26 protein-coding genes are annotated in these 19,537 nt (G+C 55.0%); 11 read left to right on the top strand and 15 right to left on the bottom strand.

Translation table 11 applies throughout. The annotated features are described in order from the left end of the window. The first annotated feature begins 27 nt into the window (after positions 1-27). From ACZM8Y_RS03505 to ACZM8Y_RS03480, 6 genes are read left to right on the top strand one after another with little or no spacing between them, the layout of a single operon-like run. Positions 28-636: an SPOR domain-containing protein gene (locus tag ACZM8Y_RS03505; RefSeq protein WP_489501578.1), complete on the top strand. Its 609-nt coding sequence runs from the start codon at positions 28-30 to the stop codon at positions 634-636. A 4-nt stretch (positions 637-640) separates the two neighbouring features. Then, positions 641-1,438 (top strand): MlaE family ABC transporter permease, encoded by a 798-nt coding sequence (locus ACZM8Y_RS03500; RefSeq protein ID WP_487479845.1) that lies wholly within the window; start codon positions 641-643, stop codon positions 1,436-1,438. Positions 1,439-1,447: 9 nt separating this feature from the next. Continuing rightward, positions 1,448-2,278 carry an ABC transporter ATP-binding protein gene (locus ACZM8Y_RS03495; RefSeq protein WP_302552601.1) on the top strand — a complete coding sequence of 277 codons (831 nt, stop codon included), beginning with the start codon at positions 1,448-1,450 and terminating at the stop codon, positions 2,276-2,278. A 32-nt stretch (positions 2,279-2,310) separates the two neighbouring features. Further along, positions 2,311-2,754, top strand: a complete 444-nt coding sequence (gene mlaD / locus ACZM8Y_RS03490; protein WP_302552602.1) for an outer membrane lipid asymmetry maintenance protein MlaD — start codon at positions 2,311-2,313, stop codon at positions 2,752-2,754. A gap of 2 nt (positions 2,755-2,756) precedes the next feature. Beyond that, positions 2,757-3,386: an MlaC/ttg2D family ABC transporter substrate-binding protein gene (locus ACZM8Y_RS03485; RefSeq protein WP_302552603.1), complete on the top strand. Its 630-nt coding sequence runs from the start codon at positions 2,757-2,759 to the stop codon at positions 3,384-3,386. A gap of 11 nt (positions 3,387-3,397) precedes the next feature. After that, entirely contained in the window at positions 3,398-4,249 is an 852-nt protein-coding gene (locus ACZM8Y_RS03480; RefSeq protein WP_302552604.1) for an MlaA family lipoprotein, read from the top strand. Positions 4,250-4,578: 329 nt separating this feature from the next. Here ACZM8Y_RS03480 and ACZM8Y_RS03475 read toward each other — a convergent pair whose 3' ends face one another. Next, positions 4,579-5,883, bottom strand: coding sequence for a molybdopterin molybdotransferase MoeA (locus tag ACZM8Y_RS03475; RefSeq protein WP_482334517.1), 1,305 nt, complete (start codon positions 5,881-5,883; stop codon positions 4,579-4,581). A 233-nt stretch (positions 5,884-6,116) separates the two neighbouring features. Between ACZM8Y_RS03475 and uvrB the strand changes: the two genes are divergently transcribed. From uvrB to nadE, 4 genes are read left to right on the top strand one after another with little or no spacing between them, the layout of a single operon-like run. Continuing rightward, positions 6,117-8,153, top strand: a complete 2,037-nt coding sequence (gene uvrB / locus ACZM8Y_RS03470; RefSeq protein ID WP_487479846.1) for an excinuclease ABC subunit UvrB — start codon at positions 6,117-6,119, stop codon at positions 8,151-8,153. Between the two features lie 31 nt (positions 8,154-8,184). Further along, a complete protein-coding gene (ligA, locus tag ACZM8Y_RS03465; RefSeq protein WP_482333804.1) occupies positions 8,185-10,281 on the top strand; it encodes an NAD-dependent DNA ligase LigA in 2,097 nt (698 codons plus the stop codon). 16 nt (positions 10,282-10,297) lie between these two features. Then, positions 10,298-11,089, top strand: coding sequence for a 4-hydroxy-tetrahydrodipicolinate reductase (gene dapB / locus ACZM8Y_RS03460; RefSeq protein WP_482333806.1), 792 nt, complete (start codon positions 10,298-10,300; stop codon positions 11,087-11,089). Continuing rightward, the gene (gene nadE, locus ACZM8Y_RS03455) at positions 11,089-11,931 is read left to right on the top strand and encodes an NAD(+) synthase (protein WP_302552608.1); all 843 of its coding nucleotides are present in this window, start codon (positions 11,089-11,091) and stop codon (positions 11,929-11,931) included. The genes dapB and nadE overlap by 1 nt, the downstream gene beginning before the upstream one ends. Positions 11,932-12,009: 78 nt before the next feature. On the opposite strand, the gene hypB is transcribed toward nadE, so the two are convergent. Further along, positions 12,010-12,669 (bottom strand): hydrogenase nickel incorporation protein HypB, encoded by a 660-nt coding sequence (gene hypB / locus ACZM8Y_RS03450; RefSeq protein WP_308772328.1) that lies wholly within the window; start codon positions 12,667-12,669, stop codon positions 12,010-12,012. 12 nt (positions 12,670-12,681) lie between these two features. Then, the gene (locus ACZM8Y_RS03445) at positions 12,682-13,035 is read right to left on the bottom strand and encodes a hydrogenase maturation nickel metallochaperone HypA/HybF (protein WP_418716055.1); all 354 of its coding nucleotides are present in this window, start codon (positions 13,033-13,035) and stop codon (positions 12,682-12,684) included. Between the two features lie 191 nt (positions 13,036-13,226). Between ACZM8Y_RS03445 and ACZM8Y_RS03440 the strand changes: the two genes are divergently transcribed. Further along, positions 13,227-13,451 (top strand): hypothetical protein, encoded by a 225-nt coding sequence (locus ACZM8Y_RS03440; RefSeq protein ID WP_482333809.1) that lies wholly within the window; start codon positions 13,227-13,229, stop codon positions 13,449-13,451. Between the two features lie 36 nt (positions 13,452-13,487). On the opposite strand, the gene ACZM8Y_RS03435 is transcribed toward ACZM8Y_RS03440, so the two are convergent. The 12 genes from ACZM8Y_RS03435 to ACZM8Y_RS03380 all read right to left on the bottom strand — a co-directional run. Then, a complete protein-coding gene (locus ACZM8Y_RS03435; protein ID WP_482333811.1) occupies positions 13,488-14,582 on the bottom strand; it encodes a tyrosine-type recombinase/integrase in 1,095 nt (364 codons plus the stop codon). A 35-nt stretch (positions 14,583-14,617) separates the two neighbouring features. Further along, positions 14,618-14,920, bottom strand: a complete 303-nt coding sequence (locus ACZM8Y_RS03430) for a hypothetical protein (RefSeq protein WP_308770984.1) — start codon at positions 14,918-14,920, stop codon at positions 14,618-14,620. Then, positions 14,902-15,165, bottom strand: a complete 264-nt coding sequence (locus ACZM8Y_RS03425) for a hypothetical protein (protein WP_308770983.1) — start codon at positions 15,163-15,165, stop codon at positions 14,902-14,904. Before ACZM8Y_RS03425 ends, ACZM8Y_RS03430 begins: the two co-directional genes overlap by 19 nt. Further along, a complete protein-coding gene (locus ACZM8Y_RS03420; protein ID WP_482333813.1) occupies positions 15,150-15,488 on the bottom strand; it encodes a hypothetical protein in 339 nt (112 codons plus the stop codon). The genes ACZM8Y_RS03425 and ACZM8Y_RS03420 overlap by 16 nt, the downstream gene beginning before the upstream one ends. Positions 15,489-15,697: 209 nt before the next feature. After that, positions 15,698-15,880 (bottom strand): hypothetical protein, encoded by a 183-nt coding sequence (locus ACZM8Y_RS03415; RefSeq protein WP_308770981.1) that lies wholly within the window; start codon positions 15,878-15,880, stop codon positions 15,698-15,700. Next, the gene (locus ACZM8Y_RS03410) at positions 15,877-16,350 is read right to left on the bottom strand and encodes a hypothetical protein (RefSeq protein WP_308770980.1); all 474 of its coding nucleotides are present in this window, start codon (positions 16,348-16,350) and stop codon (positions 15,877-15,879) included. The genes ACZM8Y_RS03415 and ACZM8Y_RS03410 overlap by 4 nt, the downstream gene beginning before the upstream one ends. A gap of 85 nt (positions 16,351-16,435) precedes the next feature. Beyond that, entirely contained in the window at positions 16,436-17,452 is a 1,017-nt protein-coding gene (locus tag ACZM8Y_RS03405) for a hypothetical protein (RefSeq protein WP_482333816.1), read from the bottom strand. Positions 17,453-17,455: 3 nt separating this feature from the next. Beyond that, positions 17,456-18,256 (bottom strand): RecB family exonuclease, encoded by an 801-nt coding sequence (locus ACZM8Y_RS03400; protein ID WP_482333818.1) that lies wholly within the window; start codon positions 18,254-18,256, stop codon positions 17,456-17,458. Next, positions 18,253-18,393 carry a hypothetical protein gene (locus ACZM8Y_RS03395; RefSeq protein WP_482333820.1) on the bottom strand — a complete coding sequence of 47 codons (141 nt, stop codon included), beginning with the start codon at positions 18,391-18,393 and terminating at the stop codon, positions 18,253-18,255. The genes ACZM8Y_RS03400 and ACZM8Y_RS03395 overlap by 4 nt, the downstream gene beginning before the upstream one ends. Beyond that, positions 18,390-18,686: a hypothetical protein gene (locus ACZM8Y_RS03390; protein ID WP_482333822.1), complete on the bottom strand. Its 297-nt coding sequence runs from the start codon at positions 18,684-18,686 to the stop codon at positions 18,390-18,392. Before ACZM8Y_RS03390 ends, ACZM8Y_RS03395 begins: the two co-directional genes overlap by 4 nt. An 88-nt stretch (positions 18,687-18,774) precedes the next feature. Further along, positions 18,775-19,020, bottom strand: a complete 246-nt coding sequence (locus ACZM8Y_RS03385; RefSeq protein WP_482333824.1) for a hypothetical protein — start codon at positions 19,018-19,020, stop codon at positions 18,775-18,777. Between the two features lie 173 nt (positions 19,021-19,193). Then, on the bottom strand, positions 19,194-19,537 hold a 344-nt coding region (locus tag ACZM8Y_RS03380; protein ID WP_489501576.1), incomplete at its 5' end, for a DNA adenine methylase.

Here is a 19,537-nt window from a genome sequence, read left to right as displayed (position 1 = left end):
GGTGGCGATGCTGGTGGCGAAAAAAAGTTGTCTAACCGGAAATATACGATCAGCTTGAGTTTCTCCGGCCTTATTACGAGCGGGATCATTACAATCATCGCCATCGGGTGGATTTTTGCCTTTGGAGTCATCGTCGGCAGAGGGTACAATCCCGAAAAGAAAATGCCCGAACTGGCGCGCTTGCTGCCTCCACCTGAAGGGCAGGATGCTCCGAAAGAGGCGAAGGGGATCTTGAAGCCTGAAGAACTGACGTTCATGACGGATCTCAAGCAGGCCCAGCCTGCGGCAAATGCAGCTCCCAACAAGCCCGAAGTGAAGGCGGCTCAGCCCGCGGTTGCCGCGACACCTAAACCGGAAGCCGTTTCTACGGATAAGGCTAAATATGATTTCGTCTTTCAGGCTGTGGCATACAAGAGTAGAGAGAGTGCCGATAAGTTGCGCGAGCGCATGGACGGTGACGGGTTACGTACTCGCATGACCATCGAGAAGGACAAAAAGGGGCGTCCCAAATGGTTCCGGGTGCAGGTTCTCGTCCGGGGAACGGATGCGGATGCCGCGGCTACCAAGCAGATTCTTGCCAAAATGGGATTAAAGGATGCAACGCAGGTTTCAAAGAAGCCTGTTCGGGGGCGGTGAGCGAATGGACATCTTATTTCGTTTTTTTGCTGTTCCGGGCGCGCTTTTCCTACGTTGGATAGGTGCCCTTGGGGATACGTTTTTATTCCTGTTGGAGGGATTGCGGCAAATATTCATAGCGCCTAAGCTGTTTAGCAAAGTTCTCCAGCAGTTGTATGTCATCGGCACGAAATCGCTGTTCGTCATTTGCCTGATTGCGCTGTTTACGGGTATGGTTCTTGGCTTGCAGGGATATTATGTCTTGGTGAAGTTTGGCTCGGTGGGCTTTTTGGGGGCCGCTGTTTCGTTGACGCTCATCAGGGAACTTGGCCCAGTCCTGACGGCCATTATGGTCACGGGGCGTGCGGGATCGTCTATGGCCGCCGAGATCGGCGTCATGCGCATCACGGATCAGATCGACGCGTTGGAAGTTATGGATATTCCCGGAATGGGATATCTGGTCGCACCTCGTTTCGCCGCTTCGTTGATAGCTTTTCCGCTTTTGACGGCCATTTTTGATGTGGTTGGGATCATCGGCGGCTACCTGACCGGCGTACTGCTGCTGGGTGTCAATGAAGGCGCTTACTTCCACGGTATCGAGAGCAGTGTCCTGATGCCGGACGTCATAGAAGGCTTTATCAAGTCGTTTGTGTTTGCCCTGCTGATAGCATTGATCTGCTGTTATCAGGGGTATAATGCGCACAGGCGGCGTGACGGCATGGGGCCTGAAGCGGTCGCCAATGCCACGACCTCCGCAGTTGTGATTTCGTGCGTATTTGTTCTTGTGGCGGACTATGTGGTCACTTCGGCCATGCTGCGTTAGGAGGTTCAGGTGAAGGATCAACATTCTTCTTGGGATATACGCCTTGAACACCTCCGGGTAGGCTATGGGACTCGCGTGGTTCTTGATGATATCAATGCCGTTTTGCCCGGCGGTAAGATTACGGTCATCCTTGGCGAGTCTGGATGCGGCAAGTCGACCCTGTTGCGGCACGTTATCGGGCTTTCGCGGCCTATGCAGGGGCATATCCTTTATGGTGGTCAAGACTTGTTCGCACTCCCGGAACGCCAGTTCCGGCGGGTGCGGCGGCGTTTTGGCGTCCTGTTTCAGGATGGGGCTTTACTCGGTTCGTTGACGCTGGCCGAGAATGTGGGATTGCCGCTGCATGAGCATACCCGTTTGCCCAAAGCGACCATCCGTTCTACCGTCCTGCGTATTTTGGAGCTGGTAGGGCTTGCCGAGTTTGCCGATTATTATCCCAATGAATTGTCCGGCGGGATGAAGAAGCGCGGCGGGCTGGCCCGCGCCATTGTCACAGAGCCGCCGCTACTTTTTTGCGACGAGCCGACCTCCGGCCTCGATCCGATCAATTCGGCCCAAATGGATCAGCTCCTGCTGGATATGCGCAAGGCATACCCGGAAATGACCCTGATCGTGGTAAGCCATGATCTGGCAAGCGTGGCCCGCATTGCGGAACACGTACTGGTATTGCGTGACGGGCGCGTCGTTTTTTCAGGTTCATATGAGGCGCTGAAGGCTTCTACGGATGAATACCTTCGACGCTTCATGGATAGGAAGGCTGAAGAAAAAGCCAGTCGTGTCGCGGCTACCGCGACGGATCCGGATGTTCGGGCCGCGCTGGATGCGTGGCTTGAAGGGTAAACGCTCTCATCAAGGACAAGGAAGGAACCCCTATGTCGTTTTCCAAAGAAGCCGCTGTTGGTTTTTTTGTTATGCTCGGACTTGTCTGTGTCGCCTACCTGACGGTGAAGCTTGGGCGCATGGAAGTTTTCCATTCCGAGGGATACGTTTTGACGGCCTCTTTCAATTCCGTGTCCGGCTTGCGCCCCGGAGCGGAGGTTGAGATCGCCGGTGTCCGCGTCGGGCGGGTCAAGTCCATCCGCTTGGATGACAAACAGCCCCGTGCTATTGTAGAATTGCAGCTAGGGGACAATGTGCATCTTACGGATGATGTGATCGCTTCGGTCAAAACCAGCGGGCTCATTGGCGATAAGTATATCAGCTTGGAGCCCGGCGGCTCTGGGGAACCGCTGAAGAGCGGCGACGAAATTACGGACACCGAATCGGCGGTGGATATTGAAAGCCTCATCAGCAAGTATGTGTTCGGGAAGGTGTAATTATGATGCGTACAATCAGACATATGGTTTTGGCGTTGTGCAGTGTGTTTGTTCTTTGCGGTACCGTTCAAGCCGCGGAATCTCCGCTTATGGTGTTGCAGAAGCAAATCGATCAAATTTTGGATGTGTTGAAAGAGCCCAATTACAAGGATCCGATTAAACGGGTTCCGCTCCGTGCCCAAATTGAGAAGTATGTCCATGAAGTTTTTGATTTCAACGAATTTTCAGCGCGCACGGTGGGCAGGAATTGGCCGAGTTTTTCCGATGCGCAGAAAGAACGGTTCGACAAGGCTTTCGCCAACCTTTTGCTCATAACGTATCTTGATAGAATTCAGGGGTATAACGGGGAAAAAATTGAATACTCCGGCGAAGTCCTCTCGACAAAGGGGGATCGTGCCGAGATCCAGACCATCGTCACCCTGTCCGACGGTAAGCCCGTTCCTGTGGCGTACCGGATGATGCTGAAGAACGGGAAGTGGGTCGTCTATGATGTGCTGATCGAGAACGTCAGCTTGATCAAGAACTACCGTTCGCAGTTCCAGGACGTCTTGACGCGGGGGACTCCTGAACAGTTGATCGAAAAGGTTGAAGCCCGGGCCAGAGAGCTTCAGGCCCAATCCACTGTCAATTAACGGATAGTTTCATGACTGCGGAGCAATGTTTTTCCCCAATATGGAAGATGTGTCTGTGTGTCGCCGTTGCGCTTTCTCTGGTGGGGTGTGCGGCAAAACATGATAAGGCCGTCAACTCTGCTGATGTACAGGTGGTCGAAACGACGTCGTCAGTTAAAGCGGCTAGCGTAGCGGACTCCGATTCTGCCTTTGAGGATTATGATGATGAAGAATCTGAAGCTATTGCCGACCCTTTGGAGGGGTGGAACCGGTTTTGGTTCGGCTTCAATGACGTTCTCCTGTTGAAGGTCGTTAAGCCCGTCTATACGGGCTATACCTACGTTACCCCGGCACCAGTGCGGACTGGGATCAGCAATGCTTTTCATAATATCCAGATGCCTATCCGTTTTTTGAATTGTGTGTTGCAGGGACGTTTCGGGGAAGCTTGGATTGAAGTCGGGCGTTTTATTGTGAATACAACCGCCGGATTCGGTGGTGTCTTCGATGTCGCCAAGCAAAGTAAGCCGCTCATTCCTGTGGATAACCGAGATGCTGATTTCGGTCAGACGCTCGGCGTATGGGGATTTGGCGAGGGGATTTATCTTGTATGGCCCGTCGTCGGCCCAAGTACGGTGCGTGATACGGTTGGCCTTGCCGGAGACTGGGCGGCGTCCGCATCTTTCTGGCTTTCAGAACCTATCGGCCCCCTTGATTTTGAGCCTACGCTTGCGGCAAGCCTTGGCTTCCGTTTCAATGACATGGGGACGGTGATCAGTACATACGAATCGTTGAAAAAGAGTGCTGTAGAACCTTATATCGCGGCACGGGATGCCTATGTCAAATATCGCCGTGCCGGAATCATGGGTAATCGGCTCCAATGGTGATGCGGTATTGAACAATAAAAAGGCCCTCCTAGGAGGGCTTTTTTATTAGGTTGTGTTATAAGAATGGTTGATGCTTTTCCCTTGAAGTTCCAAAGGAACAGCCTACCAAATGCCTCAGTCACGGATTCCGCCAATGGAAAAGCTGGATAAAAAAGCAGTATTTTCACCGTGCTGTGGATATAAAACAACCACATACTATGACAGAGCCTTTTATTACGGGCTTTAGCCTGTTGAGGATACGAAGTGTCCATACCAAGACCCCACCCGTTATACGGGTGAGTTTGACTGAGGCATCTAGCTCATAACATGCTGTTATCTTTTCAAAAAACTCAGCTCTCGAAAAGTAGGACATCAACAGGCATACCCGCCTCAAGGCCTTCTATCCGTGCGGGGATCCGCACCAATCCTTCCGAATCCAGCAACGTCCGAAGAAGGCCAGACAGGCCGGGGATCGGGACAGCGTGCGGAAGGCCGTTCACCTGATGTTCCAACCTCACGCGGATGTAGTCCTCACGCCCTTGGCGGGAGGCGATGTTGCGCGACAATATGGCTTGGTGCGAAGGCCAGAATGTTTGCTCGAACGCGTGCCCGTATCGGGAGTTTTCCTGCCCCAAAAGCTGGGCCATGATGGAATGCCCGGCAAGGTGGCGGAGAAAGGGAATCCCCAGAATGTGCATGACGACCTGTGCGGAGGCAACCTGTCCGGGGAGCCCCCAGACGAGTGCCTGACCGCAGCGGGCCAATATCAAGGGCTTGCCCGGACTGAGCGCAACGCCGTGGCAAAGGATTTCCGTGTCGCCCAAAGATTGCAGGGCTTCCAGCGTCAGATCTCTGACGCCTATGGAACTTCCCCCGGACAGAAAGACGACATCCGCCGGAAGTCCATTTTTTCCTGTTAGGGCAGTTTTGAGGGATGTCGTTAGCGGTTCGAGCTGATCCGGTGCGATGCCGAATGTGGAAACATCGGCAACGGGGCGGAGCATGGCTGAAAGGGAGAACGTGTTGACGTCGCGGATTTGGCCGGGCCGTGGGGTTTGTGCAGGTGGTACAAGTTCGTCGCCCGTGGAAAGGATAGAAGCCCTAGGACGCCTGATGACGGGAACATCTACGACGCCGAGGGCCGCTAAGAGCCCGATTTCCTGAGCACGGAGTTTTGTTCCCCGTCCGAGGAGCGGGGTGCCTTCTCGTGCGTCATCCCCTTTTTGCATGACGTATTCACCGGGGGCTACGGAACGGCGCATTTCAATGACGCCAGCGCCGAACGGTTTGGTATGCTCGACCATAATGACGGCATCTGCGCCCTCTGGAAGGTAACCGCCCGTCACGATAGCGGCACACTGCCCGGATTGAAGCGTGAAACTGGGCGGCCGGTCGATGGCGATTTCCCCGATACAGTCAAGCCACACAGGGTTGGCCTCCGAAGCCCCGAAGAGATCGGAGGCTTGCACGGCATAGCCATCCATTCCCGAACGGTTGGCTGTCGGCAGGGTTTCCGTAGCCATAATCGTTTCAGCCAGTATGGAACCGCTGGGGAGCGTATCCAGCCGTTTGTTTTCTTGAGGCAGAGGAGAAAAGCCGAGTAAGCGGGAAATGACTTCTTCAACAGGGAGGACGTGGAGGAAATCCTTTTGCATCCGTGCAGCTCCAAAACAAGGTGAAGGAAGGTATAACAAATGATTCCTTGGCGAATTGGCTTTTCCGTTTTATCCCATGCAGGGGGAGACGACAATATGACCCAGTGAACAAGTTGTTGTGGAGAGGGCGGAGGGCTCAGTCACAGGGGAGGGAAAATGTTGAGCTGCATGTCAGGTGGGTTCCAATGAGGATTTTTCTTGCCTGAGGGGAAAGAGATGCTTATTGAATTCCTATGAATACAACCGAAACTCCACTGTTCAAGCTGCGAACCGATCATGTCCCTACAGGCGATCAGCCTGCGGCTATCGAGCAAATTGCTTCCAATATCGAAGCGGGCGTCAAAGATCAGGTTTTGCTCGGCGTTACCGGATCGGGAAAGACCTTTACCGTGGCCAATGTCATAGCTCAGGTCAATCGGCCCGCGCTGGTGCTTGCCCCGAACAAGACCTTGGCGGCACAGCTTTACAATGAATTCCGCGCGTTGTTCCCAGAAAACGCCGTCGAATATTTCGTCAGTTATTACGACTACTATCAGCCTGAAGCCTATGTCCCCGCGTCCGATACGTATATTGAAAAGGATTCGGCCATCAATGACGATATCGACAAGCTCAGGCATGCGGCTACCCATGCCCTCCTGACGCGCAGGGATGTCATCATTGTTGCGTCCGTATCTTGTATCTATGGTTTGGGCTCTCCTGAATACTACGCCCGGCTGATCATTCCGGTTGAGGTCGGCCAGCGTGTCAGCATGGACACTATCATCACCAAACTTGTGGATGTCCAATATCAGCGCAGCGATATGGATTTCCACCGAGGGACGTTCCGGGTTCGTGGCGATGTGCTGGAAGTGATCCCAGCCTATGAGCACGAGCGCGCCCTACGTTTGGAATTTTTCGGCGACGAGATCGAAGCCGTCCGGGAGATTGACCCTCTGACAGGTGAAATTTTAGGGAATATCGGGAAAACCGTTATCTATCCGGCAAGCCACTATGTATCGGACAGGGATAACCTTGAGCGGGCCATGTCCGATATCAGGGATGAGCTTGGGGAACGGTTGCGCTTGTTCCAGTCCCAGAACAAGCTGGTTGAGGCGCAGCGGCTGGAGCAGCGCACGCAGCTTGATTTGGAAATGATGCAGGAATTGGGCTATTGCACCGGCATCGAGAACTATTCCCGGCATCTGGATGGGCGCAAGGAAGGGGAACCTCCGGCCACATTGCTTGATTACTTTCCAGATGATTTTGTGCTGTTCGCTGACGAGTCCCATATCAGTATTCCGCAGGTCGGCGGCATGTTCAAGGGAGACCGTTCCCGGAAAACGACCCTGGTGGACTTTGGTTTCCGGCTGCCATCCGCTTTGGATAACAGGCCGCTGGAATTTCATGAATTTTTGGAACGCTTGAATCAGGTAGTCTATGTTTCGGCAACGCCGGGAAAATGGGAGCTGGAACGCTCGCAAGGCATTGTGGCGGAACAGATCATCCGTCCGACCGGTTTGCTCGATCCCGAAGTTGAGGTTCGTCCCGTAAAAGGGCAGATTGACGATTTGCTTGGGGAATGCCGGGCCCGTGTTGAAAAGCATGAGCGTGTATTGGTCACGACCTTGACTAAGCGCATGGCTGAAGACTTGACCGAATATTTGAATACGATGGGCGTCACGGCCCGTTATCTGCATTCGGACATCGACACGATGGAACGCATGGCCATCATCAAAGCCCTGCGATCGGGTGAGTTTGATGTGCTGGTGGGCATCAACCTGTTGCGCGAAGGCTTGGATATCCCCGAAGTTTCCCTAGTCGCCATTTTGGATGCGGACAAGGAAGGCTTTTTGCGTTCCACAGGATCGCTTATCCAGACGTTCGGGCGGGCGGCGCGTAATGCCGGCGGAAAGGTTTTGCTGTATGCGGATACGGTGACGGCATCCATGAGTGCGGCCATGGGCGAAACGGCCCGTCGGCGCGCGAAGCAGCAGGACTGGAACGAAACGCACGGCATTACGCCGACGACCATCAGCAAGCCGCTTGCCACGCCTTTTGACTCCCTGTACACCTCCTCAAACGAAGGAAAGGGAAAGCGTGGGCGGAGCAAACAGGCTCAACAGCCTGCGGCGGTTTCCACATCAGTGGACATCACGGCCCAGAACGTGGCCCGGTATTTGAAGCAGTTTGAACGCGAGATGCGCGACGCTGCCCGTGATCTGGAATTTGAGAAGGCGGCTGCCTTGCGTGATCGCATCAAGCAGCTTCGGGAACAATTTTTGATTGTTTAGCCTCGTCAGCGGGGTAACGAAGGATGAAGCCATGAATCAAGGGACGCTGCAATCCCTTTTGGTCGAGGATGCCGATAAAAAACGTCTGGAAGAGCTCCGTTCGTTCGTGAGCTACCATAACTATCGGTATCATACGCTTGATGCGCCTGAAATTACCGATGACGAGTACAATGCCGCTTTTCAGGAGCTCTTGAAGCTGGAAGAGCGCCATCCCGAATGGCGATCGCCCGATTCCCCGACAAACAGGATCGGTGGACAAGTGTTGTCGTCGCTGGAAACCAAGGCCCATACGCGGCGGATGTACAGTCTGGACAACGTGTTCGATACGGAGGAGTGGCAAGGGTTTCTCAAGCGTCTGGACAATGCTCAGGAGGGGCTTGAGCATGCCTTTTGGTGTGATCCGAAGATGGACGGCCTTGCCCTTGAGCTTGTGTATGAGAACGGGCGGTTTGTCGAAGCCCTGACGCGCGGGGACGGCGAGGTTGGCGAACTTGTGACGGAGGCCATGCGGACGGTGCGCAACTTGCCCAAAGTGCTGTACGGCGATGCCCCGGAGCGTTTGGAAGTGCGGGGGGAAGTCATTTTCCGCAGGAAGGATTTCGCCTTGCTCAATGAGCGGTTGCGGAAGGAAAACCTCAAAACGTTTGCCAATCCGCGCAATGCCGCGGCTGGCTCCATACGACAGTTGGATACCTCGGTTACAGCCTCCCGGCCTCTTCGTTTTTTGGCGTATGGTTTTGGGGACGTTCGATTCGGCGGGGTACAGCCGTGGAATACGTATGCGGAGGTTATGGATCGGCTCCGTAGCTTCGGGTTCGAGACGCCGCCGGGAGGGCGCCTCTGCCGGGGGGCCGAAGAAGTGGAAGCCTACTACGCGTCGTTGAGCGAAAAACGGGAGTCGTTGGCATACGAGATCGACGGCGTGGTTATGAAGCTCAATGATCTTGAGGCGCAGGAGGCATTGGGCTATACGGCGCGAGCTCCGCGATTCGCCGTTGCGTGGAAATTCCCGGCGCAGCAGGCAACAACCCTGTTGCTGGATATTACCGTTCAGGTGGGGAGGACAGGGGTTTTAACCCCCGTAGCCGAATTGGAGCCGGTGAACGTCGGGGGCGTGCTCGTCAGCCGGGCAACTCTCCATAATGAGGATGAAATCCGCAATAGGGACGTCAGAATCGGCGATCGTGTGGTGGTTCAGCGTGCCGGGGATGTCATTCCTGAAGTGGTGCGGGCCGTACTCTCGGAACGTGCCCCGGATTCGCAGCCTTTTGTTTTTCCCCATGTATGTCCTTCCTGTGGTCAGGCCGCGTCCCGTTTGGAAGGGGAAGTGGCTTGGCGGTGCGTGAATGTTTCCTGCCCCGCCATGATCCGGCAATCATTGGCGCATTTTGTCTCCAAGGCCGGTCTTGATATCGAAGGGCTCGGCCAGCGCTGGATCGAACTGCTTGTCGCATCAGGGCGGGTCAAAACTCCTGCGGATCTCTTTACGCTCAGGGTTGACGAGCTCTTGCATTATGAACGGATGGGTGTAAAACTCGCCACCAAGTTTGTGAATTCGTTGGATCGGGCTAAGAAGGAAGCGACGTTGCAGCGTCTTCTTTGTGCGCTTGGCATCAGGCATGTGGGTGAGCAGACGGCAAAAACATTGGCGGCTGCGTATGTCGATATGGATGCGTTGCGGTCGGCAAGCCCAGAAGCATTGCAGGAGCTGCCGGATATCGGCCCGGAAGTGGCGAGTTCCATCAAGGCATTTTTTGACGACGAGCCCAATGTGGCTTTATTGGCGCGGCTGCGGGAGCTTGGGCTGTGGCCTGTGCGTCAGGAGGCGGCTGTGGCTTCCGTACCCGCGGGGCCGCTCGCCGGGCGGAAGATCCTCTTTACGGGGTCGTTGTCCATGCCTCGCTCAAAGGCGCAGCAGATGGCGGAAAATGCCGGTGCGGAAATTGCGGGCAGCGTTTCCCGTAAACTGGATCTGCTGGTCGTCGGGGAGGAGCCGGGTTCCAAACGTGAAAAGGCTCAGGCATTAGGTATCCGTATTGTGGACGAAGCCGGTTTTCTGGCATTGCTGCAGGCGGACAATGAGGTGGCGGCGTCTTCGTCTGAAAGCGCGGCACAGAATTCTGAATAAGGGAGTAGGTGAGGATATGAGTCTTTCTGTTGTCGTGATGGGCGCTTCCGGGCGCATGGGGACGACCATTGCCAATCTTGCGAAAGAGCAGGGCATGACGCTTGCGGCCGTACTGGAACGCCCTGACAAGCTGGAAGCATTGGCTCATTGGGGATGTCTCGCCGGAACGGATCCCGAAGTCGTGTACCCGCAGGTTCCCGGGGCTGTCGTAATCGATTTTACGGCACCGGAAGCAAGCCTTGCCAATGCCCGGTGCGCCGTCAAGAACGGCAATCCCATCGTCATCGGGACGACGGGTTTCACCCCGGAGCAAAAGGCAGAGCTGGATGCGATCGCCCAAAACGGTCGGGTGTTCTGGTCTCCAAACATGAGCGTCGGGGTCAATGTCCTTTTGGAACTGTTGCCTGAACTCGTGCAGATGCTTGGCCCGGACTATGATTTGGAAATGGTAGAACTGCATCACAACCGCAAGAAGGATTCCCCCAGCGGCACGGCTTTGCGCCTTGCCGAATCTTTGGCTTCAGCCAGGGATTGGGAGCTTAAGGATGTTGCCTGCTACCACCGCGAAGGCATTATTGGGGAGCGCCCCAAGAAGGAAATCGGCGTTCAGGCCATTCGCGGCGGCGATGTGGTCGGCGTGCATACCGTCTATTTCATGGGCCCCGGAGAACGCATTGAGGTGACTCACCACGCACATTCGCGGGAAAACTTCGCGCAGGGTGCGCTGCGTGCCGCAAGCTGGCTGCCGGGGCAGCCGGGCGGCAAGGTATACGCCATGGGCGATATCTTAAAGTCGAGGTTGAAATAATGTCGAGCATTCCTGCCAAGGATTGGAAATCAGTCTGGGGGCTGCTGACATCCGGCATCCGCGAGCATGTTCGGAAGAACGGCTTTACGGATGTCGTCCTCGGCCTTTCCGGGGGGATGGATTCCGCACTTGTCGCGGCGCTTGCCGTCGATGCATTGGGCAAGGGCCACGTACACGGCGTGATGATGCCGTCCCCGTGGTCGAGTGAGGGAAGCATCACCGATTCCGAGGCGTTGGCCGCCAATCTGGGGATGGAAACATTCACGGTTCCGATTTCGCCGATGATGGATGCCTTTGAAAAAGCGCTTGCCCCTGCCTTTGCCGGAAGGGAAAGGGATGTCACTGAAGAGAATATCCAGTCCCGTATCCGCGGCGTGATCACGATGTCGTTTTCCAACAAATTTCACTGGATGCTTTTGGCTACGGGGAATAAGTCCGAAGTGGCCGCCGGGTATTGCACAATGTATGGGGATACCTGCGGCGGTCTGGCACCCATTGCCGACTTGTATAAGACGGAAGTATACCAGCTCGCGCAATGGTTCAACGAGCGCGAGGGGATGTGCGCCATTCCCCAGAGCATCTTCGATAAGGCGCCGTCGGCGGAGTTGCGCCCGGGCCAGAAGGATCAGGATTCTTTGCCTGAGTATGATGTGTTGGATTCGATCCTTCATGCGTTGATTGAAGAATCGAAGCGGGCTGAGGATATTGAGTTGCCCGGCGTCACGCCTGAGGATGTCAACCGTGTGCAAGCCCTTATGCGCAGGAGCGCGTTCAAGCGCCTCCAGTTGCCCCCGCTGTTGCCTGTCGGGAACCATGCTTTTGGCGTACATGTCCATATGTAACGCATAATCGTTGATACAAAAAAGCCTCTCGAAATATGGGAGGCTTTTTTTGATCTTGACGATTCCCAAAGGGGATACTCAAGCATTCTTTTTGGCTTTCGCCGCTTGGCGCAGCCACGAGTACCATTTTTCGAGCCCTTCACCTGTACGGCAGGAAACCTCAAAGAGGGCCAGATCCGCATTAAGATGGCGGGCATGGCGGGCGGCAACCTCTACATCGAAATCCACATAGGGCAGAAGATCGATTTTGTTGAGGATCATCGCGCTGGCGCGGTTGAAAAGGAGAGGGTATTTTTCAGGCTTGTCGTCGCCTTCGGTCACGCTGAGCAGGGCGATTTTGGCGTCTTCACCGCAATCGAATTCGACGGGGCAAACGAGATTCCCCACGTTTTCGATGAACAGGATATCGATCTCGTTCAGATCGAAAGCCCCCAGAGCTTCCATAACAAGGTTGCTGTCGAGGTGGCAGCCGCCGTCCGTATTGATCTGCACGGCTTTGGCTCCGGTGGCGGCGACACGGCGTGCGTCATTGTCCGTTTGGAGGTCGCCTTCAATAACGGCCATGCGAAATTCGGAAGCCAAATCCGTAAGCGTGCGCTCCAGCAGGGAGGTCTTGCCCGCACCGGGAGAGCTGATGAGATTCAGGGCAAGGATGCCGTGTTTGGCGAACTGATCTTTCAGGCTTGCCGCCAACTTTCCGTTGGCTTCAAGAACATTACGAATGACAGGTATTTCCACAATAAGCTCCTTTTATTCCGCCTCGATATGCTGAACGTACAGCTCGCGGCCCGTTTCCATTGAATGTCCGTATTGCTCGCCGCAGGCTGGACACGGTGCAAAGAAGTGCTCTCCTTTGATGGCCGGGAAGGTATGTCCGCATTGGGAACACTTGAGAGTGATGGGAACCTCTTCGGTTTCCAGCACAGCGCCCTCGAAATCCGTTCCCGCCGTAAGCGCCTCAAAAGCAAAGGAAAGCGCTTCCGGGACGATGTTGGACAATGCGCCATACCGTACCCGTACCAACAGGAGGCGATGGACGTCGTGCTTTTCCATCTCTTCGCGAACAATGGATAACAGGCTTGTAACGACAGACATTTCGTGCATGGCAGAACTTCTTTGGTTGGTTCCTGACAAGGTTCGGCAGCTTTCGGACAAGCGCACAGGAAAGGAGTGTAGGCGAAAAAGGGTGGTGAGTCCAGCCGGACGGAGGATAAGGGGAGTCTTGGCTTGACCGCCGTTCCGAGCGGGCGTAGGTCACATGAAACGCCACTAGGCAGTATTCTTTTGAGGAGGGCATGATGCAAAAGATCGACGCACATGCGCATGTGGGATATTTCGGCGGATGGGCTGATGTCGGGTATACGGATGAACAGATGGTCGCCGAGATGGATCGGTACGGTATCGAAAAGTCTGTGGTGAGCTATATGGACAACACGGTAGTGGAGCGGGCCGTGGGACGTTTCCCGGATCGTTTTGTCGGGATTACGTGGGCCAATCCCTACGACGGGGATAAGATGTAAAAATAGTATAGCTAAAAATATATTATTTAAAATATGTTATTGGATGTTGGAATCTGTATTCCTGATTTGCCACATACTTTCTGCCACATATTTCGGTTCGGGGATGGCCTCCATAGTGGCAACTTTTTGTGAGTTGAGCACATGCTGATAATGCTTTAAAATCATAGTCAAACTTGTGTGTCCCATGAGTTTTGCAACCGTTCCTATGTCTGCACCGGCGGCGATTGCTTCGGTGGCGAAGGCATGCCGTAAATCATATGGACGTATATTTCTGGCTATTCCGGCTCGTCTCAGGGCCGCTTTCCATCCTCTTTGTATGCTTTTGATAGGTTTCCCCATAAAATGGATGACATACTCAGCCCCCTGTGCTCTGTCCATATCACGCCACGACTGCAACTCCTTTATCAACGCTTTTCTGATCGGAATATCTCTGATCGGCTCAGCTCTGTTTTTCTTTGCCGCACGCAGATGAATCACACTATTCTCAATATCTACATCCACCCATTTCAGGTCGAAAAGCTCAGATGGACCTACTCTGATGCCCATTTGCGATCCGAGTACGATAACACGCCGAACATGTTCGCTGGCATGAGCAAAAATCAGTGTGATTTCATGTTGAGTCGGCGGAATAAAATGCTCGTACTCCACATGTGGTAGTTGGGGGAGTTGCGGTATCTCTATGATGAGTTTATTTTGATGTGCCCACCTGAGCACGGAAACGACTTGACACATATAGCGTTTAAGGGTTGCCGTCTTGATTCCACGCGATAGAAGATGCTCAACAAGATTTTTGAGTTTAACCCTGTCCACATTTCGAAGTGGTGTATTTCCAAGAAACAGGACGGAGGGTTTCATGTTTAGCAAGTGCCTGCTCAACGCCCTTTCTGAAAAGCGTCTTTCTTTTAGGAACAGGTAATACGCGGATTCAAAGGTATGCTCCACCTGCGGCGCTTCCGTTGCCTCTCGCCGAAAGAGATCCCGTTCATATTTGAGCTGATACTTTTTAAGTGCATCCTGTTTTTTTGCTTCTTCCTCCGTTTCGACGTACAGTGATTCACGCTTGAGCGTGAAGGGGTTGTTCCAGTACACTTCCCACGGCTTTCTGCGGCCTTTCCTCTGTCTGATGGCCATACTGAATAGCTCCTGAGCAAAGGGGCCGCCAGCCACTACTGGACGGCCCCCATATTGAATTCTGCGAAAAGTTCCTCTGCGGATTTTCCGATGACGCACCCTGTTGTTTTGAGTGATCGTCGGCGCTTGGGAACTCCTGCCTTTGCCTGAGCCTCAGCATGTAATGTGTCGATCACCGTCATAACGGCGCGCCGTGACCAGCGCAAGGTTTTGCGCTCCTTGCCCCACGGAAGGCTCACAGGCTGTACGCCACGGGACAGCAGGATTGCCCGCGCCCTCTCTTCTCCAATGTTCATGACGGAAGCGACTTGTTTTGTTGTCAGCAGTTCCGGTTCCATGCTGTTCTCCTACACCGTCTTACGGGGGCTTTCCCTCTTTGGGCTATGGCTTCCAATCTGCCGATGATGAAACGGATTAACGCCCTGTTTTCGCTGCGCTCTTTGTGGAGTTTTTTGATCTCCACGCACAATCTGAAAACGACGGCGGACGGCCCCATCCCATCAAAGGCGCGGGAGTCTCCGAGCATGTCGCCGATGGCGGCGGAACGGATGTAGTCGAGTTCTTCGGTCATTGGTTCGGGCATTCTTCCATCTCCTGTTCAACGGCGATACGGGCTCTTTTCAGACGGCACCATCTGCACGAAAATGCGCTTTCCTCGTCTTCGATAAAGTAGGAGTAGGGGCAATCATGAAGTCCAGCATTTTCGGGAAGAGGACAAGGCTCTTTCAGTGTAAGTTTTTCCGCCACTCTCGCCTCGAACTCGGCGGCGTCTTCGAAATCTGAATGGATGTCGAAGCACTCTTCTCCATGCTCACACTTCATAGTGCACCAGAGCCAAGTACAGCCGCACTGAGGAACCTTTGCCTTTGCTTTATCGAACCATTCTTTTTCCTGTTTCGTCAGCATACTTTCTCCCTGCGCGTTGTTGTCCGGCCGCGCCCCCGGACGGCGGCTATTTCTTCTCCCGCCGATGGTGGCAAAAGGGGCATTCCCTGAGCTTGCTGACGGTGCCGCAGACGGGGCAAGCCTTGGGAGACAGTCCGTCGCTGAGGCGGGCCATTTTGCAGGCGCCGTTTATCTGAGCGAAGTTTTTTTGTTTGCGTGGTTTCGGGGCTTCATCCGGCATGGCGTTCCGCTTCCTTGTTGATGGCTTCAAGCGCGGTGCAAACGAGATGTGCCAGACCTGAGAAGGCATCGTCCTGAAGGTTCAGTTCGGGGAAGAACTCCACGTCGATGCTGAGGGTATTTTCCTTTGGCGTTTCGGAAATGGTGATGGTGGCGCGGCGGGTATCCATCATTGTTCCTCCGAGGTCACGTCGATTACGTCGTCATCATCGGGGGAGCTGGGCGAGACGGAGACGGGCTTTTCAAGAAAGGAGCCCTGCCGTTCCTCGGCGGTCATGGGGCGGCGCAGGACTTCACGGTAAGGTTCTGCGGATTCAACCCATACCATTTCGCACTTGTCCCAATCCTTCAGGAGATCGCAGTGAGCCTCCCGTTCTTCCTTGCCGTCGCGGTAGCGTTTTGAGGCGGTTTGGGCGATTTTCTCCTGCGTTTCGATGAGGCGCTTGTAGTGCTTGCGTTCGGCATCAAGCGCGGCCTCGTATTCCTCGATTTTCGCGAGGGCATCGGCCATTTCCTGTCCGTATTCCAGCCGTTCGGCGTCTGTCAGCGGTTCGGAGATGGTGATGGTTTCCTCGCGCACATAGGTCATATTCGGGCCGATGGGGCGGGCATTGGTGGCGATGATGGCTATTTCTTGGCTCATGGGTTCTCCTTTGGGCCGGGTATGAAGCCCCCGGCGGGGCTTTTATGGTGACGCCCCGGAAGGAAGGTGCGGGGCGGTTGGGGGCTTACTCGGCCCACGCCGGGCATCCGGTGCGCTGTTCGCAGTCGGAGCACGTCCAGTCGCTGACCTGCGTTTCCGTTTTCGGGCAGGTGAGCATATTGGCGGCGGGGGCGGGCTGCGCTTCCGGCTGCGCGGGGGCTTCCGGGGCGTCCTGTTGCGCACCGTTCCGCATGGCTTCGGCGGCAAGCTGCCTGACCTTCTCGCACTGCGCCGTGTTCCAGTTGCGGGCGTAGGCGTTGACCAGCTTTTCGACGTCCTCAAGAGGGTTGCCCGTGGCCAGCCATGCGTCGGCGGCTTCCCTGCGTCGGGCTTCCATTTCGGCGTTGGTGGGGCGGCTACGCTTGGACGGGGTGTCCTTATCCTGCGCTTCTTCCTTCATTTCCTGCACGGATACGCGATATGTCCCGTCTTCGGCGGGTTCGAGATCATACGTATCCTGCACTTCTTCGGCGGTCTTCAAGCCCATGGCGATTTCCGGGGCATAGGCCCGGACGAACCACGACGCAGCCCGGTAACGGAGCATCAGTTCCGGCATGGACTGCCACTTGCTCCCGCTCTTGCCGTACCAGCCTTCCTTTTTGGCCAGTCCGATGGTGATGAGCGGGCCGGCCAGCTTTTCCCCCGTAGCGAGTTCGGTAGCCACGGCGCGGCATCCCCATTCATCCTTGCCTTCCTCGCCCTGAAATTCGTAGCGGATGGACGTAAACCGCCCGCACTGGTTGAGGGTGGCGATCAGGAATTGTGCGGACCACGCCGGGCGTCCATACACGATATAGAGGTTCTGGCAGACCATGAGCGGGTTGGCCCCCATGCGCAGGGCCATGTCCACGGCGATCACGCAGTTGGGGAGGTTCCCTTGGAACTGCTGCGGCACGATGTTGGAGGCCGCAAACAGTTTGGCCGTGCGCTGGATGAGGTCGAAACCGCCCACCGTATCGAAGCCCGCCTTGATGGAAGGATCGAGGGGCGGCGTGGGCTTCTTCAATTCGGAAAGCGTGGTTGTCTGTGGCTGTTGGCTCATGGGTTATCGTCTCCATTTGCAGATGTTGAAGATGGGGCAGTATTTTTTCCCGCATCCGTTGGATCGGGGGTTGCCGTAAAAGTTGCCGCTGTGGATGAGGGTTGCGGCCATTTCGAGAAGGCCGGGGAAATCCTCGCCGCCTATGAGAAGCTCACGCCCGCCGGAGATTGTCCCTGTGGCTGCGCGCTGGCCCCTTTCCGTCTTTGCGGCCTGCAGCCCGATGATCTGGGCCGGGGCTTTGATGCAAATGCCCGTGCTGTGTTCGGCCAGCAGTTCGTAGACGGCGAGTTGGGCGGCATGCCCTTGCGTCTTGCAGGTTCCGTCCGAGCCGACGGCGGATTTCCCGGTTTTGATGTCGGCAATTCCGTACCCCTCCTCCGTCCGTCTCACGCGATCCACCGTTCCCGTCAGGGCGATGCCAAGATCCGCGATCTCCAGCCGTTCGCAGGCGGCCTCGACCGCCGCGTAGGTTTGCCGGGGCGCGATGGTGGAGCAGTACAGACGGTGCAGGGAGAGGGCGATGCGTTCGGCTTCCGTGGGCTGGAGGTCGTCCCAAAGGACTTCTTCATCCGGCTTGTGGATGGCGTCTACAGCGGCGCCCGCCGCTTCGTCCGGGGTGATGCCCGTTCCATTCATGCGCGAAGTATCGAACAGGGCGGTGCTGGCATGGACGGCGGTTCCAAGCCGTGCGGAACCGCTGGAAGGCGTCCGCAGCCCGCGGATGTTTTGGGCTTCCCACCGGGCCGGGCATTCAAACAGTCCGGCGAGGCTGGAAGCGCGGATCATGATGGGGGCGGTGGTCATCGTATTGACTCCATGTGCATGGAATTAACCTGCCGGAAAAGTTCCTCGTCTTGGGCTTCAAAGTACCCCGTGATCAGGAAGCAGAGGATGAGCAGGGTGACGCGCCACGCGACGGGGTGTTCTTCAATCCACTTCATGCTGCGGCCCTCTTGCGCTCGGCCTCGACAACCGCGTCGAGCTTGGCGGAAACGGCATTGATGGCGATGTCGAGAAGTCCGCGGACTGTGGCGGGGTCGAACGTGACGATGTAGTCGCGGACATTCTCGTAGGTGCAGCGGGCGAGTTCGTTGCCTTCGATGTCGTTCACGAATCCGAGGCCCTGCGGTTCAAAGATTGGAGCGATACAGCAGCGGGCCTCGGTACGGAGGAGCACCAGCCGGGACAGCTCCGCTTCAAGTTCGCGGGCGGTCATCTTGTCCAAATCCTTCATGGTTCCTTTCTCCTGCATTGATGTTCGGATTGGCGTCCCAATCCCGTTTCCAACCCGGATTTTCCGGGCTGGTGCGGGGCTGGGCGCTTTACCAAGCGCGGTGCAGCGTTGCGGGGAAGTCGATGCCGGGAAGAACGCCGAAGTCTTCGGGCTCGTTGTTGAGCCAGTCTTCAAGCAGCCCCTTGGGGCGATACTCGGAAGCCTTGATCACCTTTCCACCGTGCTCGTTGGCGAATTCCCGCGCCTCTTCGAGGGAGTCGCATTCGTCCACGGTGTCCATCCCGTTGAAGGGGGAAGTTCCGATTACGAGGTAGGGGGCGGTTGTGGTGGGCATGGCGTTCTCCTTTGGTGTTCCGTTCGTTGTGAAGAGATATTACCAATAGGAAATATAGAAGTCAAGAAAAAATTTCCGATAGGATATTATGCATACAAAAAAATACCGCCAATACCATGAAGGCATCGGCGGTCATACGCCCCGCAAGGCGGGCAAGAAAAGTATGTTTATTTTTAGGCGATAACTAAATTTCCGTAAAAAAGAATTTCCTTTCCCTTTACAGCATTTTTATAGGCAGAATAGTTTATTAATAATTCAGAATATGGACATGGTTCGTATAGTCTTCGTATCGATGGTACATCATCGTATGTTACTATCCATGGACACTTTAATTGCTTAATAAAAGTGGAGACATTAATATGATCATTCTTAGTATAACTGTTTGTATATAATGTTTTACTTTTATTAAAGTAGGGGGGGTCAAAGTAAAAAAGGCATTTGCTTCCTAAATTCTGGAGTATACTTTTTGAAAGTTCTATAGCGTCTTTATTGTATACTTCAATTTTTGATTTATATT

This window comes from Bilophila sp. (genome assembly GCF_057864385.1).
The sequence above is the reverse complement of the archived record's forward strand: the minus strand, read 5'-3'. Positions and strand labels throughout refer to the sequence as shown.